This window comes from Vibrio genomosp. F6 (genome assembly GCF_005146325.1).
Lineage (GTDB): Bacteria > Pseudomonadota > Gammaproteobacteria > Enterobacterales > Vibrionaceae > Vibrio > Vibrio cortegadensis.
In genome coordinates, this window is record NZ_SYUT01000029.1 from 25,680 (window position 1) to 44,223 (window position 18,544).

At 43.6% G+C, this 18,544-nt stretch carries 19 protein-coding genes; all 19 read left to right on the forward strand.

The features are described from left to right. Positions 1-229: 229 nt before the first annotated feature. The 19 genes from trmJ to FCV43_RS12910 all read left to right on the forward strand — a co-directional run bounded on the left by trmJ (position 230) and on the right by FCV43_RS12910 (position 18,500). Positions 230-961: a tRNA (cytosine(32)/uridine(32)-2'-O)-methyltransferase TrmJ gene (trmJ, locus tag FCV43_RS12820; protein ID WP_136995423.1), complete on the forward strand. Its 732-nt coding sequence runs from the start codon at positions 230-232 to the stop codon at positions 959-961. 114 nt (positions 962-1,075) lie between these two features. Then, complete coding sequence (gene iscR, locus FCV43_RS12825; protein WP_017053759.1) at positions 1,076-1,582, forward strand: Fe-S cluster assembly transcriptional regulator IscR; 507 nt, start codon at positions 1,076-1,078, stop codon at positions 1,580-1,582. A gap of 27 nt (positions 1,583-1,609) precedes the next feature. Then, positions 1,610-2,824: an IscS subfamily cysteine desulfurase gene (locus FCV43_RS12830; protein WP_017053760.1), complete on the forward strand. Its 1,215-nt coding sequence runs from the start codon at positions 1,610-1,612 to the stop codon at positions 2,822-2,824. A 33-nt stretch (positions 2,825-2,857) separates the two neighbouring features. After that, on the forward strand, positions 2,858-3,238 hold the full coding sequence (gene iscU / locus FCV43_RS12835; protein ID WP_017053761.1) for a Fe-S cluster assembly scaffold IscU: 381 nt from the start codon (positions 2,858-2,860) through the stop codon (positions 3,236-3,238). A gap of 74 nt (positions 3,239-3,312) precedes the next feature. Beyond that, a complete protein-coding gene (gene iscA, locus FCV43_RS12840) occupies positions 3,313-3,636 on the forward strand; it encodes an iron-sulfur cluster assembly protein IscA (RefSeq protein ID WP_017053762.1) in 324 nt (107 codons plus the stop codon). A gap of 62 nt (positions 3,637-3,698) precedes the next feature. After that, complete coding sequence (gene hscB / locus FCV43_RS12845) at positions 3,699-4,214, forward strand: co-chaperone HscB (protein WP_017053763.1); 516 nt, start codon at positions 3,699-3,701, stop codon at positions 4,212-4,214. A gap of 22 nt (positions 4,215-4,236) precedes the next feature. Continuing rightward, a complete protein-coding gene (gene hscA, locus FCV43_RS12850) occupies positions 4,237-6,105 on the forward strand; it encodes a Fe-S protein assembly chaperone HscA (RefSeq protein WP_136995424.1) in 1,869 nt (622 codons plus the stop codon). Positions 6,106-6,154: 49 nt separating this feature from the next. Next, entirely contained in the window at positions 6,155-6,493 is a 339-nt protein-coding gene (gene fdx, locus FCV43_RS12855) for an ISC system 2Fe-2S type ferredoxin (protein WP_017053765.1), read from the forward strand. Between the two features lie 39 nt (positions 6,494-6,532). Continuing rightward, positions 6,533-6,733, forward strand: coding sequence for a Fe-S cluster assembly protein IscX (iscX, locus tag FCV43_RS12860; protein WP_017053766.1), 201 nt, complete (start codon positions 6,533-6,535; stop codon positions 6,731-6,733). Between the two features lie 179 nt (positions 6,734-6,912). Beyond that, complete coding sequence (gene pepB / locus FCV43_RS12865) at positions 6,913-8,208, forward strand: aminopeptidase PepB (protein WP_017053767.1); 1,296 nt, start codon at positions 6,913-6,915, stop codon at positions 8,206-8,208. Positions 8,209-8,268: 60 nt separating this feature from the next. After that, positions 8,269-8,694, forward strand: a complete 426-nt coding sequence (ndk, locus tag FCV43_RS12870; protein WP_017053768.1) for a nucleoside-diphosphate kinase — start codon at positions 8,269-8,271, stop codon at positions 8,692-8,694. 233 nt (positions 8,695-8,927) lie between these two features. Beyond that, positions 8,928-10,046: a bifunctional tRNA (adenosine(37)-C2)-methyltransferase TrmG/ribosomal RNA large subunit methyltransferase RlmN gene (locus FCV43_RS12875; protein ID WP_017053769.1), complete on the forward strand. Its 1,119-nt coding sequence runs from the start codon at positions 8,928-8,930 to the stop codon at positions 10,044-10,046. A 474-nt stretch (positions 10,047-10,520) separates the two neighbouring features. After that, positions 10,521-11,516: a cytoskeleton protein RodZ gene (gene rodZ / locus FCV43_RS12880; RefSeq protein WP_136995436.1), complete on the forward strand. Its 996-nt coding sequence runs from the start codon at positions 10,521-10,523 to the stop codon at positions 11,514-11,516. Positions 11,517-11,524: 8 nt separating this feature from the next. Further along, entirely contained in the window at positions 11,525-12,646 is a 1,122-nt protein-coding gene (ispG, locus tag FCV43_RS12885) for a flavodoxin-dependent (E)-4-hydroxy-3-methylbut-2-enyl-diphosphate synthase (RefSeq protein WP_017053771.1), read from the forward strand. A gap of 31 nt (positions 12,647-12,677) precedes the next feature. Further along, positions 12,678-13,946 (forward strand): histidine--tRNA ligase, encoded by a 1,269-nt coding sequence (gene hisS, locus FCV43_RS12890; protein ID WP_017053772.1) that lies wholly within the window; start codon positions 12,678-12,680, stop codon positions 13,944-13,946. 107 nt (positions 13,947-14,053) lie between these two features. Further along, on the forward strand, positions 14,054-14,668 hold the full coding sequence (locus FCV43_RS12895; RefSeq protein WP_136995425.1) for a YfgM family protein: 615 nt from the start codon (positions 14,054-14,056) through the stop codon (positions 14,666-14,668). A gap of 12 nt (positions 14,669-14,680) precedes the next feature. Further along, positions 14,681-15,838 (forward strand): outer membrane protein assembly factor BamB, encoded by a 1,158-nt coding sequence (gene bamB / locus FCV43_RS12900; protein ID WP_017053774.1) that lies wholly within the window; start codon positions 14,681-14,683, stop codon positions 15,836-15,838. A 175-nt stretch (positions 15,839-16,013) separates the two neighbouring features. Further along, positions 16,014-17,498, forward strand: coding sequence for a ribosome biogenesis GTPase Der (gene der / locus FCV43_RS12905; protein ID WP_017053775.1), 1,485 nt, complete (start codon positions 16,014-16,016; stop codon positions 17,496-17,498). Positions 17,499-17,624: 126 nt separating this feature from the next. Beyond that, the gene (locus tag FCV43_RS12910) at positions 17,625-18,500 is read left to right on the forward strand and encodes an alanyl-tRNA editing protein (protein ID WP_136995426.1); all 876 of its coding nucleotides are present in this window, start codon (positions 17,625-17,627) and stop codon (positions 18,498-18,500) included. The last annotated feature ends 44 nt before the right edge of the window (positions 18,501-18,544 follow it).

Genomic DNA, 18,544 nt, shown 5'->3' on the forward strand with positions numbered 1-18,544 from the left:
CGGATGTTAAAGAACGATTTAAAGCGGCGGGGAGTATACCAAACTTTTATTAAAAAGGAAGTGGTTATTTAATGAGCTTTTCAATCGAATGACAGATGAAAATTGTGATCTAGCGTGTTTAGTGAGTTTTTAAATGTCTTGAATGACAGGAGTATCGCGGTGGCTATATAAGCTTGTTTTGTTTTTTGTTATTATCTCGCGGTTTTAATTTTAGTGGTGTCGTCAAGTTATGTTAGACAATGTAAAAGTCGTTTTAGTAGGAACCTCTCATCCCGGTAACATTGGTTCAGCAGCTCGTGCAATGAAAGTTATGGGGCTTAACCAAATGGTATTGGTGGCTCCCCAGTGTGAAGTCGATTCACAGACGATGGCATTGGCTGCCGGGGCTGGGGATATTGCAATGAACGCTCAAATCGTTGAGACGTTAGATGAGGCGATCGCAGATTGTGGCCTAGTTGTAGGGTCAAGTGCTCGTTCACGTACTTTAGAGTGGCCGATGCTAGAGCCGAGAGAGTGCGGTGAAAAGTTTTCCGTAGAGGGTGAAAAGCACCCAGTGGCACTTATTTTTGGTCGTGAGCGTACAGGTCTTACTAATGAAGAGCTGCAAAAATGTCACTTCCACGTTTGTATTCCGGCTAACCCTGAATACAGCTCCCTGAACTTAGCAATGGCAGTACAAACCTTAAGTTATGAAATTAGGGTTGCACATCTTGAAAGAGAGAAGAGCCAATATGCACCTCAAGAACAAGAAGAGTACCCACGTCACAAAGAGCTAGAAATGTTCTATGAGCACCTTGAAAAAGTGATGTTGGATACCCAATTCATCTCTAAGGATCAGCCTGGGCAAGTGATGAATAAATTACGTCGTTTATTTAGCCGAGCTAGACCAGAGTTACAAGAGATCAATACCTTAAGAGGTGTTTTGACCTCTGTAGAAAGAAGCATAAATAGCTCAAAATAGCCGCTTTTATATTAGGGTTAAATACTTGACTAAAACAGTCAAATAAATACTTGACTAAAATAGTCGGGTATGGAAAAATCGTATCCACATAATCAATGTGGATACGGTGATGGTATGAAACTTACATCTAAAGGAAGATATGCGGTGACAGCCATGCTGGATGTTGCATTGCATTCGACAAATAACCCCGTGCCTCTGGCTGATATTTCAGAGCGACAAGGTATTTCACTCTCATATTTAGAGCAGTTATTTTCCAAGTTACGTAAAGCGGGTTTAGTGGCAAGTGTACGTGGCCCTGGTGGTGGATATCGTTTAGGCGCAGATGCCAATGATATCGCGATTGGAACCGTGATTGCCGCCGTCGATGAATCAGTAGATGCAACTAAGTGCCATGGGCGAGAGGGTTGCCAGGGTGGCACTCGCTGTCTTACTCATACACTTTGGCGCGATTTAAGTTCACGCATTAGCGACTTCTTAAATAACATCACTCTTGGAGAGTTGATGGAAGATAATGAAGTGTTAGAAATTTCAGGCCGACAAGACATTGATCTTGCGGTAAATCATGGGTTTGCACAAAAAAATACAAGCACCGCTCCCATCGGTGTCAATGTTCGCTCATAAGCGACCATGTTTACATTGGAGTAGAGAATGAAACTGCCTATTTATTTTGACTATTCAGCAACATGTCCAGTAGATCCTCGAGTGGCTGAAAAGATGGTTCAATGCATGACGATGGACGGAAACTTTGGTAATCCGGCATCTCGTTCGCATCGCTATGGCTGGCAGGCTGAAGAAGCAGTTGATAACGCTCGTGAGCAGATCGCAGGTTTATTGAATGCAGACCCACGTGAAATCGTATTTACATCTGGTGCAACAGAATCAGATAACCTTGCGATAAAAGGTGCCGCGCACTTTTATGGTAAGAAAGGTAAGCATGTCATTACCTGCAAAACAGAACACAAAGCCGTATTAGATCCATGTCGCCAACTTGAGCGTGAAGGTTATGAAGTGACTTACCTTGCACCAGAAGCGAATGGCATCATCGATCTGAATAAGCTTCAAGAAGCAATGCGTGAAGACACCGTTCTTGTCTCTATCATGCACGTGAATAACGAAATTGGTGTGATTCAAGATATCTCATCAATTGGTGAAATGTGTCGTGAACGCAAAATCATTTTCCACGTCGATGCCGCACAATCAGCGGGTAAAATTCCACTAGACGTACAAGAGATGAAAGTGGATCTGATTTCACTATCAGCTCATAAAGTGTATGGACCTAAAGGCATTGGTGCGCTTTATGTTAGCCGTAAACCACGTATTCGCCTAGAAGCGCAAATGCATGGTGGTGGTCATGAGCGTGGTTTCCGTTCAGGTACTTTAGCGACGCACCAAATTGTGGGCATGGGTGAGGCTTTTGCCATTGCTAAACAAGATATGCAGTTCGATTTTGATCATGCTAAAGCGTTACGTGAGCGTTTACTCAACGGCGTGAAAGATCTTGAAGCCGTAACCGTTAACGGTGATTTGGACCAACGTGTTCCGCACAACCTTAACGTTAGCTTTGCCTTCGTCGAAGGTGAGTCGCTGCTTATGTCTCTTAAAGATCTTGCAGTGTCTTCAGGTTCAGCTTGTACATCAGCAAGTTTGGAACCGTCATATGTTCTACGTGCACTTGGTCTAAATGATGAATTAGCACATAGCTCAGTAAGATTTTCATTCGGCCGTTTTACTACGGAAGAAGAAGTGGACTACGCAATTGAACAAATTCGTGTAGCCGTAAATAAATTACGCGACATGTCTCCTCTATGGGATATGTATAAAGAAGGGATTGATCTGGACACTGTTGAGTGGGCGCATCACTAATCCCTAGTCAGTAGAGGAAGAGAGGAAACTATCATGGCTTATAGCGAAAAAGTAATTGATCACTACGAAAATCCACGCAACGTTGGTGCTTTTGATAAAGAAGACCCAAGTGTAGGTAGCGGCATGGTCGGTGCTCCAGCATGTGGCGATGTAATGAAACTACAAATCAAGGTAACACCAGAAGGTATTATCGAAGATGCGAAGTTTAAAACGTACGGTTGCGGTTCTGCGATTGCTTCTAGCTCACTGGTGACTGAGTGGGTTAAAGGTAAAAGCATTGACGAAGCGGCAGCAATCAAAAATGCAGAAATTGCAGAAGAGCTAGAATTGCCTCCAGTGAAAGTACACTGTTCAATTCTTGCCGAAGATGCAATTAAAGCGGCTGTTGCTGATTACAAAAAGAAACACGATTAATAACCTCGATTAATAACAATGGGAGGTGAAAGCCTCCTAAATGAATTCCACAGAAAATAGAACAAGGTTGTAGTATGGCCATCACAATGACAGAAGCAGCAGCAAGCCGAGTTAGAGCATTTCTAGATAATCGAGGCAAAGGCATCGGTTTGAGACTAGGTGTAAAAACGACGGGCTGTTCCGGCATGGCTTATGTTTTAGAATTTGTGGATGACTTGAATGAAGAAGACAAAACGTTTGAACATTCAGGTGTCACCGTTATTATCGACCCGAAAAGCTTGGTTTACCTAGATGGCACTGAGCTTGATTATGTGAAAGAAGGGCTTAACGAAGGCTTTGAATTCAACAACCCGAACGCGAAAAGCGAGTGTGGTTGTGGTGAAAGCTTTAACGTATAAATAGCCATTCCATATTAGCTAGGCTCTTAGCTAGGGCCTAGAACTTAGGACCTGATTTTTACATGAATCATTTTGAATTATTTGGGCTACCAATTCAGTTTTCACTGGATGGTAGCCTTCTTTCTTCGCAGTTTAGAGAACTGCAACGTCGTTTTCACCCAGATAACTTTGCGACGGCATCTGAGCGTGATCGCCTGCTTTCAGTTCAAAAAGCGGCGCAAATTAACGATGCATATCAAATATTAAAAAATCCCATTTCTCGTGCAGAGTACATGCTTTTATTGCAAAGTATTGATATTCGAGCAGAGCAGCAGACGATGCAAGATCCTGAGTTTCTAATGGAACAGATGGAACTACGTGAAGAGCTAGAAGATATCGCTGCAAGTGCTGATGTTGAAGATGCTGTATATGACTTTGATAGCAAAGTAAGCAAAATGTATAAGCAGCATTTAAAAGCCATAGAAGAAGAATTAGATCAAAACCTATGGATTCAAGCTGCGGATAGAGTAAGAAAGCTAAAGTTTGTTGCGAAATTAAAGCATGAAATAGAACTCGTCGAAGATCGTTTACTCGGTTAGTTTAGATAATAAGGACCAACCCATGGCACTACTCCAAATTGCAGAACCCGGCCAAAGCTCTGCACCTCATGAACATAAACTTGCCGTCGGTATCGACCTCGGTACGACTAACTCATTAGTGGCAAGTGTTCGTAGTGGAAACGCGACGACCCTATTGGATGAGCAACAGCGCAGTATTTTGCCATCGGTTGTTCATTACCCGGCAGCACAAAGCGATGCCGTGACGCACTCAGTCGGTCATGACGCACGTGCATTGGCGCAGACAGATCCAAAAAATACGATCATTTCAGTAAAACGTCTGATTGGTCGTTCATTAGCCGATATTCAATCTCGCTATCCTTCACTGCCTTACCAATTTGTTGCAAGTGATAACGGACTTCCAGTTTTAGAAACCGCGCAAGGGGCTAAAAACCCGATTCAAGTATCGGCGGATATTTTAAAAGCACTAACTCATCGCGCAGAGCAAACGCTCGGTGGTGAACTGTCTGGTGTGGTTATTACTGTCCCTGCTTATTTTGATGATGCCCAACGTGCGGGAACAAAAGATGCGGCAAACCTTGCTGGCTTACATGTTCTACGCCTACTAAACGAACCAACAGCAGCAGCCATTGCATACGGTCTCGATTCAGGTCAAGAAGGCGTTATTGCTGTTTACGATCTCGGTGGTGGTACTTTTGATATCTCCATTCTTCGCCTGTCGAAAGGTATCTTTGAAGTGTTGGCAACAGGCGGTGACTCAGCACTAGGTGGAGATGATTTTGACCACTTGATCGCTGAACATTTCCAAAGCCAAATCAATCTTGATGCTCCAATCACAGCGGAGCAGCAACGCCAGTTATTGGATGCTGCGACGGACGCTAAAATTGCCCTTTCAGATAGTGATATTGCCCAAGTAAGTGTACTCGGCTGGAATGGCTCATTAAGCCGTGACGAACTGAATGATATTTTACGACCACTTGTTAAAAAAACCTTATTGTCTTGCCGACGTGCGCTGAAAGATTCAGATGTAGATGCTGATGATGTACAGAACGTCGTGATGGTGGGCGGTTCAACAAGAACGCCATTAGTGCGTGACATGGTGGGTGACTTCTTTGGTAAAACACCTCTAACCAGCATTAACCCTGATGAAGTTGTCGCGATAGGCGCAGCGATTCAAGCGGATATTTTAGTAGGCAACAAACCTGATTCTGAAATGTTACTGCTAGACGTTATCCCATTGTCACTCGGTATTGAAACCATGGGTGGTTTGGTTGAAAAAATCATTCCACGCAATACCACTATCCCAGTAGCTAAAGCTCAAGAATTTACCACCTTTAAAGATGGGCAAACGGCAATGACCGTACACACCGTCCAAGGTGAACGAGAAATGGTAGACGATTGTCGCTCACTGGCTCGTTTTGCGCTTAAAGGTATTCCACCAATGGCGGCAGGTGCAGCGCATATCCGCGTGACATATCAAGTAGACGCTGATGGCCTACTGTCTGTTACTGCTATGGAGAAAAGCACTGGCGTTCAAGCGGAGATACAAGTTAAACCTTCCTATGGTTTAAGTGAGAATGAAGTCGCAAGCATGCTGAAAGATTCGATGACATACGCTCAAGAAGATATGGATGCACGTACTCTGGCAGAGCAAAAAGTGGAAGCGGACCGAGTCATAGAAGGCTTGATTGTTGCGATGAATGCGGATGGCGATGAACTGCTCTCAGAGACAGAAAAGCAAGCTTTGCTAGCCTCCATCGAATCATTGATTGAATTGCGAAATGGCCACAGTGCCGAAGCGATTGAATTAGGAATAAAAGAGACAGATAAAGCAAGCCAAGACTTTGCTTCTCGTCGTATGGACAAATCGATTCGAGCTGCTTTATCAGGGCAGTCAGTCAACGATATTTAATCGTTAATTTGACCAATATTAATTAGTTATATGAAGACCGAGATTAAGAATGCCTAAAATAATTGTTTTACCTCATGAAGATCTTTGCCCTGAAGGCGCAGTATTTGAAGCTCAAAAGGGCGAAACTGTTCTTGATGTAGCACTAAAAAATGGTATCGGAATTGAGCATGCATGTGAAAAATCATGCGCTTGTACCACTTGCCACGTGATCATCCGTGAAGGGTTTGACTCGCTAGAAGAGAGTGAAGAGCTGGAAGATGACATGCTAGATAAAGCATGGGGACTGGAGCCTGAATCTCGCTTAGGTTGCCAAGCCGTAGTAACCGATGAAGACCTTGTCGTTGAGATCCCTAAATACACATTGAACCACGCATCTGAAGATCATTAAGACGCGCTTCAACGTTAACGATAATTAAAGGAGTTGATTATGAGCTTAAGATGGACTGATTCGCGAGATATTGCGATTGAGCTTTGCGACTTATATCCAGACACCGATCCTAAAACCGTTCGCTTCACTGATTTACATCGATGGATCACGGAATTAGACGGATTTGAGGATGAACCCAATAACTCTAATGAGAAAATATTAGAAGCGGTAATTCTATGTTGGATGGATGAAGCGGATTAATTGAATGATTCGTGTTTTGAAAACGTAGCGCAGTTAACATTTCTTACTAAAAATAGCGGACCTTATGGTCCGTTTTTTTATCATAGCGACCTTTTATCTCTACAAAATGCTAACATCTAGCCAATATCACAAAGTAATCACACATGGCGTAGAAACGCTATCTCGGACAAGGAGAAACCATGTCTACACAGATGTCTGTATTTTTAAGTAAAGAAACTGCCCAGCCTCAGTGGGGAGAGAACGCAATTTTGTCATTTTCTGAAAATGGCGCAACGATTCACTTAAATGAGTCGCATGATTTTGGCGCCGTTCAACGCGCTGCACGTAAGTTAGACGGACAGGGCATTCAGTCTATTGCACTACAAGGCGAGGGCTGGAGCTTAGAAAGTGTCTGGGCCTTCCATCAAGGCTACCGTGGACCAAAGAAAAAAAACTATCTTGAGTGGGATTCACTTGCCGAGGGTGAACAAGCGGAGCTCGAAGCTCGAATCAAAGCGACCGATTGGACTCGCGATATCATCAATAAAAGCGCAGAAGAAGTAGCTCCCCGTCAACTTGCCACAATGGCCGCTGAGTTTATCAAGTCAGTCGCTCCAGAAGGCACAATTACCGCTAAAATCGTGAAAGACAAAGATCTTCTTACAGAAGGCTGGGAAGGCATTTATGCCGTTGGTCGCGGCTCTTCACGCACCTCAGCTATGCTGCAATTAGATTACAACCCAACAGGCGATGAAAATGCCCCTGTTTTCGCTTGTCTTGTGGGTAAAGGTATCACTTTTGATTCAGGCGGTTACAGCTTGAAACCATCTGGATTCATGACCGCAATGAAATCTGATATGGGCGGTGCTGGCACGATCACGGGTGGTTTTGCCCTTGCGATTAGCCGTGGCCTCAATAAGCGTGTGAAGCTTATCTTATGCTGCGCAGAGAATATGATTTCAGGCCGAGCATTGAAACTTGGTGATGTGATCACTTATAAAAATGGCAAAACCGTTGAAGTAATGAATACCGATGCGGAAGGTCGCTTAGTGCTAGCGGATGGTTTGCTGTACGCCAGTGCGCAAAGCCCTGCGTTAATCATTGACTGCGCAACACTCACCGGTGCCGCGAAAAACGCGCTGGGTAATGACTACCATGCACTACTGAGCTTTGATGATGAACTATCACATCAGGCGCTAACCAGTGCGGCTCAAGAGAAAGAAGGGCTATGGCCTCTACCTCTTGCCGATTTCCACCGTAGCATGTTGCCATCCAACTTTGCTGATCTCTCCAATATCAGCAGTGGCGATTACAGCCCTGGAGCAAGTACAGCCGCGGCATTCTTGTCTTACTTTGTGGATGATTACAAAAAAGGTTGGTTGCACTTTGACTGTGCTGGCACTTACCGTAAATCAGCGAATGATAAATGGGCGGCAGGCGCAACTGGTATGGGCGTTCGCACCTTAGCGAACATACTTATCGAACAAGCAAAATAATATTCAGGGACTCTCTGTTCGAGTCCCCATAACAACAAATGGAAGTAGAAGGGATACCTTATGGCTCTAGAAAAAACGTTTTCTATCGTTAAGCCCGATGCAGTAGAACGTAACTTAATTGGTGAAATTTATCACCGAATTGAAAAGTCAGGTCTAAGAATCATTGCCGCTAAAATGGTGCATTTGACAGAAGAGCAAGCGAGTGGCTTTTATGCTGAACATGAAGGCAAAGAGTTCTTCCCAGCATTAAAAGAGTTCATGACCTCTGGGCCTATCATGGTTCAAGTACTTGAAGGCGAAAATGCGATTGCTCGTTACCGTGAGCTGATGGGTAAAACAAACCCAGAAGAAGCAGCATGCGGAACGATTCGCGCCGATTACGCACTCAGCATGCGTTACAACTCAGTTCATGGTTCAGATAGCCCTGTATCGGCTGCTCGTGAAATTGAGTTCTTTTTCCCTGAATCTGAAATTTGCCCTCGCTAGAGTATTCAGTGGGTAATGAGTCATTAATATACCCAGTGACAGATTTATGACTAATAAAAAGGAAGCTTCGGTTTCCTTTTTTTGTCTCCGCTATTAAATATTGGGTGTGATTAAAAAATAACCAACATAAAATTAATGCCTTAACAAAGTCATGGATTTACAACTCTTGTTGTCCCCGAATAAAGGCTGTACAATTCGCGCCCTTAAATATCGTTCCATCATTGAGAGGCAACATGTCCACTGAAAAAGTAAATCTACTCGATTTTGATCGCAAAGGTCTGCGTAAATTTTTTGCTGAAGAGCTTGGCGAGAAAGCGTTCCGTGCCGATCAATTAATGAAGTGGATGTATCACTTTGGTGTCGATGATTTCGATGCAATGAACAATATTAATAAAAAGTTACGTGAAAAATTGAAGCATCGTACAGAAATCAAAGCACCTACTGTTGCAGATGCTCAATATTCTGAAGACGGCACCATCAAATGGGCAATGCGCGTTGGTGATCAAGATGTAGAAACGGTTTATATCCCAGACGGCGATCGAGCGACGTTATGCGTTTCTTCACAAGTGGGTTGTGCGCTTGAATGTAAATTCTGCTCAACTGGTCAGCAAGGTTTTAACCGTAACTTAAAAGTTTCGGAAATTGTCGGTCAAATCTGGCGTGCCGCTCGTGAAATTGGTTTAGAAAAAGAGACAGGTCGTCGTCCAATTACCAATGTCGTTATGATGGGTATGGGTGAGCCTCTTCTTAACATGAAAAACTTGATTCCATCGTTAGAAATCATGCTCGACGATCTTGGTTTCGCGTTATCAAAACGTCGTGTAACCGTATCAACGTCAGGTGTCGTTTCTGGTCTTGATCAAATGACTGATAACATCGATGTAGCCCTCGCTATTTCTTTGCATGCGCCAAATGATAAATTGCGTAGCGAAATTATGCCGATTAATGATCGTTGGGATATTGAAGCTTTCCTTGCGTCGGTACGCCGTTATATTGCCTCTTCAAATGCAAACCGTGGGCGTGTAACGGTTGAGTATGTACTGCTTGACCACGTCAACGACGACATGGATCACGCGCATGAATTGGCAGAACTATTGAAAGATACGCCTGCGAAAATCAACTTAATTCCGTTTAACCCTTACCCAGGCTCTCCATACAAGAAGCCAAGTAACTCTCGTATTGACCGTTTCATGAAAACGTTGATGCAATATGACTATACCGTTACGGTAAGAAAAACACGTGGTGACGACATCGATGCTGCATGTGGTCAGCTAGTGGGTGATGTGATCGATAGAACTAAGCGCACAAAGCAGAGACAAGCGGGTGAAACGATTCCTGTGAAAGCTGTGTAGAGCAATAAGCCGCTACAATCTGAAAAGCCAAAAGATGCACTCTTTTGGCTTTTTTGTATTTTAGGTCGCGGTTTTGGGGGATCATCGAGCTTTTTGTTAATTAAACACGCTGTTTATTCGGACATTTCCGTTAATTTTTGGACAAAAGTTTGAGTTCGCTGTAAATTCTAATGCAGAGTTTTTACCTTGTTATGAGATTCGCTTATCATGACTTTTTTACTTGGAAGTAAAAAATAAGTTTGATAGGGATTATCGGCAGCATGTAGAGAGTTTTAGAATCGTTAGTTTTCCGCTTAATAGACCACTATTTATCGATTTCACTTACTAACAATAAAACTTTTTTCAGCTGTAATACACGAGATCATTCATTTACATATCGTGAGCGTCAATACGCATATACCAATAAATAGAATTAAAAAGGTAGGCGTAGTGTTTAGTTCAGCTGACGATATCAGATTAAGAAGTACATTACAGATGACGACGGAACAAGAAAGCTGTACAGATCAAGCACCAGTACAAATAGAAGCTGGAACGCTACTGAAACAAAAACGTGAGCTGCTTGGGTTAAGCCAAAAGCAGATAGCCGATCGTTTAAGATTACGTATTTCGACCATCCAAAAAATAGAAAATAATGAATTTGAATCCGTTCAAGTGGCGACGTTTACTCGTGGCTACCTAAGATCATACGCTAAAGCTGTTTCTCTTGATGAAAAAGAAGTACTTTCCGCTCTTGATCATACTGGCGATGCTCAACATAAAGAGCAAGAGATGCAAAGTTTCTCGCGCAAAACCAAAGTAGAGAAGCATAACAACAGAATTATGAAGCTGACTTGGGGCATTTTCGCCATTATCGCGGGTATTTCCTCGCTATGGTGGTGGCAAAATCAGCAACAAGATACGCTGACCATATCATTGAATGAAACGACTGAGGCCACGGCTGAAGTTCAAGACGTAGCCGAACCAGCATCCGTAGATACGATCAGCACTGAATCAGAAGAGTTAGTTGCACCCGCTGTTGAAGATACACTATCTCAAAATGCAAATGATGTGACGTCAGAAGACCCTGCGACAAACAATATTGAAGCGGGCTCAGATTCAGCCGATTTATCTTCTAATACCGCCGAGCCTGAGCAGATCCAAGAGCCGGTAGTTCAAGATAATATGGCTCAGCCAACTGTGACGGCTACAATCAGCAAGCCAAGCACTGAATCGAACACTTCCGCTGACTCAAATGAGAAAGCGATTAGTATGACGTTTACATCGGACTGTTGGATCTTATTGAAAGATGCCAATGGAAAAACACTTTCTACGGGTGTTAAAAAAGCAGGGCAAACCATTCAATTGTCCGCGATTGGACCTGTAAAAGTGATTCTAGGTGCGCCAGAAGGCGTATCAATGACATTTGCGAGTGAACCTGTCGACCTTTCTGGGTATACTTCAGGGAAAGTAGCAAGATTCACCTTACCTTAGAAGCCAATATGCAATACGAATCCCCAATTATACGCCGTCCATCATCACGTATTTACGTTGGTGATGTGCCGATCGGTGATGGTGCGCCAATTGCGGTGCAATCCATGACCAACACAAGAACAACTGATGTTGAAGCAACGGTTGCTCAGATTAAAGCACTGCAAAATGTTGGTGCCGATATTGTTCGGGTTTCTGTCCCGACAATGGATGCAGCAGAAGCATTTAAGTTAATCAAACAACAAGTATCGATTCCTCTAGTTGCGGATATCCACTTTGATTACCGTATTGCCTTAAAAGTGGCGGAGTATGGTGTGGATTGTTTACGCATCAACCCTGGTAATATTGGGAGCGAAGAGCGTATTCGTAGTGTTGTTGACTGCGCTCGTGATAAAAACATTCCGATTCGTATCGGGGTTAACGGTGGCTCACTAGAAAAAGAAATTCAAGTGAAATACGGGGAACCAACGCCAGCTGCTTTAGTCGAATCAGCTATGCGTCATGTTGATATCTTAGATCGTCTGAACTTCGATCAATTTAAGGTCAGTGTGAAAGCGTCAGATGTCTTTTTAGCGGTTGAGTCCTATCGCTTGCTAGCAAAAGAGATTATCCAACCGCTCCATCTTGGTATTACCGAAGCGGGTGGTGCTCGTGCTGGCGCGGTTAAATCTTCTGTTGGCCTTGGTATGCTGTTAGCGGAAGGGATTGGCGATACGCTACGTATCTCTTTAGCGGCGGATCCTGTCGAAGAGATTAAAGTAGGTTTTGATATATTAAAATCCCTACGAATTCGTTCTCGCGGTATTAATTTTATCGCTTGTCCTAGCTGTGCTCGTCAAGAGTTTGATGTGATCAACACAGTGAACGCATTAGAAGAGCGTTTAGAAGATATTATTACCCCTATGGATGTCTCTATCATTGGCTGCGTCGTCAATGGCCCAGGTGAAGCGGAAGTTTCTCACATGGGAATCGCTGGTGGTAATAAGAAGAGTGCGTTCTATGAAGATGGTCAACGCCAAAAAGTCCGTTTCGATAATGATGATCTTGTAAATCAGCTAGAAACCAGAATTCGTGCTAAAGCGTCAATGCTTGATGAAAATAATCGCATTGATGTGAAAAGCGTAGAAGAATAATTACTCTCAACGAGATATTACGGTAAGTATTGTGGCAAAAACTATTCAAGCAATTCGAGGCATGAACGATTGTCTCCCAACTCAGTCTCCACTTTGGCAAAAAGTTGAAGGCGCAGTTAAAAATGTTATCAGCGCATATGGATACAACGAAGTTCGTATGCCAATCGTTGAGATGACGCATCTATTTAGCCGTGCAATTGGTGAAGTCACCGATGTGGTTGAAAAAGAGATGTACACATTTGAAGACCGTAATGGCGATAGCTTAACTTTACGTCCAGAAGGTACTGCGGGCTGTGTTCGCTCTGGTATCGAAAATGGCCTGCTGTATAACCAAGAGCAACGCCTTTGGTATATGGGGCCAATGTTCCGTCATGAGCGTCCACAAAAAGGTCGCTACCGTCAGTTCCACCAGTGCGGTGTAGAAGTGTTTGGTCTAAACGGCCCTGATGTTGATGCTGAGCTTATCATGATGACGGCTCGCTTATGGCGCGAACTTGGTATCGAGAAACATGTACGTTTAGAGCTTAACTCTATTGGTTCACAAGAAGATCGCGCGAACTACCGTACTGCTTTGATTGCATTCTTAGAGCAGCATATGGATGTACTCGACGAAGATTGCAAACGTCGTATGCACACTAATCCATTGCGTGTTTTAGATACTAAAAACCCAGCTGTTCAAGCGATTTTAGGGGATGCTCCAAAACTAGCAGAATATTTAGGCGAAGAGTCAAAACAACATTTTGCAGGTTTGTGTGAACTTCTTGACGCTGCGGGTATCGAATACCAAGTTAATCAGCGTTTAGTTCGTGGTTTAGATTACTACAACCGCACGGTGTTTGAGTGGATCACTGAAAGCTTAGGTGCTCAAGGCACTGTTTGTGGTGGTGGACGTTATGATGGCCTAGTTGAACAGCTTGGTGGTAAAGCAACACCTGCAGTTGGTTTTGCTATGGGCTTAGAGCGTCTCGTTCTGATGATGGAAACCCTAGAGCTGACGGATGTTCGCCGTAGTGTCGATGCTTATATCGTGACGTCTGGTGAAGGCACCATGATGGCAGGAATGAAGCTCGCAGAGCAACTACGAGAATCCATACCAGGTGTTCGAGTAATGAATCACTTTGGCGGTGGCAACTTTAAGAAGCAGTTTAAACGTGCAGATAAAGTTGGTGCCGTTGTGGTTATGATGCTTGGTGAGAGTGAAGTCGCAGACAATACCGTCGTCGTTAAAGATTTGGTTCGTGGAGAGCAAGAGATTGTTGCACAAACTGAAGCGGCAACGAAGCTAAGCAGCTTACTATAGAAAATATTTATTGAGGGGTGAGAATAAGCTCGTCCTTCAATGGTTAGAATTAGTCTGAAGTGATCAAATTGAATCCACTTTAGAAACAGAATAAAAGAGGACAGGAAGTGGAACTCTACGATAGCGAAGAACAACAAGTTGAAGCGATTAAAGATTGGTGGAAAGAGAACGGTAAAGCGGTAATTTTTGGTGCAGTTCTTGGCTTAGGCGGTCTTTTTGGCTGGCGCTACTACCAAGATGCAGCTCTTGAGGCTCGCGATCTTGCTTCTGAAAACTACATCAAAACCATCACCACACTGACTGAGCAAGGTGCAGACGCGCAAGCTCAAGTGCAAGGTTTTATTGATGAAAACCAAGATATCGAATATTCGGTATTAGCGGCACTTCAACTCGCAAAAGTTCAAGTAGATGCAGGCGAGTATGACAACGCGCTTAAGCAACTAGAGTGGGCGAAAGCGTCAACCAAAGATGCCGCTTTAGCTCCACTAGTTAGCTACCGCGTTGCTCGTATTCAAGCTGAGCAAGGTAATCTAGATGCAGCGATGGCTGAACTCAATACTATCACTGATGATAGCTGGACAGGTCGTGTTGCGGAACTTCGTGGTGATCTAGCACTTCGTCAAGGTGATAAAGACGCAGCTTACCGTGCTTACTCTGAGGCTCAACAAGCCGCTGATGCAAGCCAAGGCCTCAAATTTAAGCTTGATGATCTTGCTAAATAAGGGCAATCATTGATGAAAAAGATGTTCAACAAAGCTCTCCTCTGCGCTGTCGTCATTGGTACAATGGCAGGTTGCGCAAGTGAAGAAGATACGGTCATCATGGCTCCTGTGCCAGTGGTATCGAGCGAGTTTACGCCTAGCATCGACTGGTCTGCATCGATTGGTGATGGTGTCGGGCACTATTTCTCGAAGTTAACGCCAGAATTAGCTTACAACAAAATCTTTGTCGCAAGTCGCGATGGTGTTGTCAAAGCATTAGATCCTGAAACGGGCAAAGCGATTTGGGAATCGGATCTTGAACAAGATGTGATTGCTCGTTTATCCGGTGGTTTAGTTGCCGCTTACGGTCAAGTTTACATCGGTAGTGAGAATGGTGAAGTCATTGCTTTGAACCAAGAAACGGGTGAAGAAGCGTGGCGTGCTGAAGTGAATGGGGAAGTATTAGCGGCACCTGTGGCCGAAAATAACTTAATCATTGTTCATACCAGTCGCGGAATGTTAATTGCGCTAGATAAAGAGAATGGTGAGCAGAAGTGGACGATCAGCACCGACGTTCCTAACTTAACATTGCGTGGTGATAGCTCTCCCGTTGCGGTTTCAGGCGGCGTGTTCTGGGGAACGGCAAACGGACGTTTAGCCGCAGCCATTGTTGAACGTGGTCAACTAATTTGGCAACAACCCGTTGGAACACCAAAAGGCGCGACTGAAATTGATCGGTTGGTTGATGTCGATGCTTCTCCGATTGTGTTAGGTGGAAAGCTGTATACCGTTGGTATTAATGGTCAGTTAATGTCGATTGATCTTCGTTCTGGAAAGCCAGTTTGGAAGCGTAACTACTCTTCTGCTATCGATATGGGAAGTGACGGGCGAAGCTTGTTTGTTGTGACGGATAAAGATCATATCGCAGCGGTAGATGCTCGAAGTGGTACAGAGCTTTGGAGCAATGATCAGTTAGAAAACAGACTGCTAACGGCACCTAGCCTTATTAATGGCTATGTCGTTGTGGGTGACAGCGAAGGCTATCTACACTGGATCGATCGTAACTCTGGTGAGTTTGTCGCACAGCAATTTGTCGATAACAGTGGTTTTGCCATTGGTCCTATAGAACTGGAAAATGGTTATTTAATCGTCACACGTGATGGTGATGTAAAGAAACTGCAGATCAAATAAGATAACGTGATATAATTCACATTCGGCTCCTAGTTGGTAACAGCTAGGAGCTGTTTTATTACTGAAATATGGATATCAGTAAAATAAAATATTGTGTGGTTATAGGTAAATACACCAAGAATGGTATTAGAATTTACCTATAACTACATCAGACTAGAAAATTTTAGAGGTTGTTATGGTTCCTGTTGTTGCTCTTGTTGGGCGTCCTAATGTAGGTAAATCTACGTTATTTAACCGTTTGACGCGTACTCGTGATGCGTTGGTTGCGGATTTCCCTGGTTTAACACGAGACCGTAAGTATGGCCATGCTCATTTGGGTGAACATGATTTCATCGTAATCGATACTGGCGGTATTGATGGAACGGAAGATGGTGTTGAAACTAAAATGGCTGAGCAGTCGCTAGCGGCGATTGATGAAGCTGATGTTGTGCTATTTATGGTAGATGGCCGTGCGGGTCTGACACCTTCTGATGAAGCCATTGCAACGCATTTACGTAAAATTGAAAAGCCATTCATGCTTGTCGTGAATAAAGTGGATGGTATTGATGCGGATGCTGCTTGTGTTGAGTTCTGGAAACTTGGCGTATCAGATATGTATCAAATTGCCGCGGCTCATGGCCGTGGTGTGACGGCGATGATTGATCTTGCGCTGACACCATTTGCTGAAAAACTTCAGAATGAAAGTGGCGAAATTGTTGATCTTACAGATATTGAAGATGCTGAAGAAGAGCAACTTGAATACACTGAAGCTGAGGCTGAAGAAGAGTACAAACGTCTACAAGAGCAACCAATTAAACTCGCAATCATTGGTCGCCCAAACGTAGGTAAATCAACACTGACTAACCGTATTCTGGGTGAAGAACGCGTTGTGGTATACGATATGCCAGGTACGACACGTGACTCTATCTATATCCCAATGCAACGTGATGAGCGTGAATACGTATTGATCGATACGGCGGGTGTTCGTCGTCGTAAGAATATCAATGAAACAGTAGAAAAATTCTCAGTAGTGAAAACACTGAAAGCCGTTGAAGATGCAAACGTTGTGTTGCTGATCATTGATGCTCGTGAAAATATTTCAGATCAAGATCTCAGCTTACTGGGCTTTGCTCTGAACTCTGGTCGTTCTATTGTTCTGGCCATTAATAAATGGGACGGTTTGGATACCGATACAAAAGAGAGCGTGAAGAAAGAGCTCGATCGCCGTTTAGGCTTTGTTGATTTTGCTCGTATTCACTTTATCTCAGCTCTACACGGTACAGGTGTTGGTCACTTGTTCGAATCTGTGCAAGAAGCTTACAAATCAGCGACGACACGTGTTGGTACTTCTGTTCTAACTCGTATAATGAAAATGGCAACGGATGATCACCAACCACCATTGGTTCGTGGACGTCGTGTTAAACTGAAATACGCGCATGCGGGTGGTTACAACCCTCCAATCGTTGTTGTTCACGGAAACCAAGTTAAGTCGCTTCCTGATTCGTACAAACGTTACTTAATGAACTACTACCGTCGTTCTTTGGAAATCATGGGTACACCAATTCGTATTCAGTTCCAAAACAGTGACAACCCGTTTGAAGGTAAAACAAATAAAATGACATTATCTCAAGAACGTCAACGTAAACGCGTGATGGGAATGATGAAAGGCCGTAAGAAGTAGTTACCGGTCAAATGTGAAATGAATAAAAAAAGCGCCTTCGTTATGTAGATAACGGGCGCTTTTTGTCTATCTGAAGGCGATAATTCTCCTCGGTAGCGACGAACACTAATTTAAGAAGGTTATGCCATGCAAATAAGACCAACAAAAACCATGTTTTGCCACAATATTTGGCAGCTAGAGTCTGAAGTTCAACTAGTAAGCAGACAAAATGATCAGACTTACATTGTTGTAAGCGAGACGCCATTTCACCCTGTCAGTCATATTTGGCCAGATCATCCGGCAGATAAAGGAACGATCAGTTTTGGCGAACATGAATATTGTGTGGCAGATTGTCAGGTTGGGGCGGTTGAACATGAAAGTGGGACATTGTATGTAGGGAAAGCGATCCCTGTAAAACGCGACACCGACGGTTGGAGCTTTGTTGTCGTTCACTGCTTGTCTGGCTCAGAAGCTGATTTAAATGTAGGAAATGTCGTTTGCCTTAATGTTGATAAAGAATACCAACAGAGCTTAAGCCGTGGGCATAGTGCAGGCCACATTGCTTTTTTAGCACTGAACAAGGTACTTGCGCAGAGCTACTGGCGAAAAGATGCAGATCGAAAAGATCCTTTAGGGCATTTTGACTTTAATAGCTACGCACAAGAAACCAGTTTTGTGACACCTGACCGATGCGATGATGTGTATCGACTTGGAAAAACATTAAAAAAGCGTGGGCTTAATACGGCAGAAGTTTTTACTGAATTGGCGGATATTGAAGTAAAAGTTAATCAACAAATTGGTGAATGGTTATCAACAGAGAGTATGGTCAGCATGAGACTAGAAGGTGAAAGCTTAACGGACTCTAGATATTGGCAATGGCAACTCCCAGGGCATGATTTAGCGGTTATACCTTGCGGTGGAAGTCATATTTCATCGACGTCCGAGTTGGGTTCAATCTGTGTTTCTCTTATCCAGAAAGATGCACAAAATATTGAAATGCACACCCATGTAAAAACGATATAAGCCATACTCCGACCTTTTTAATATGCTGAAAATACTTTAACAAA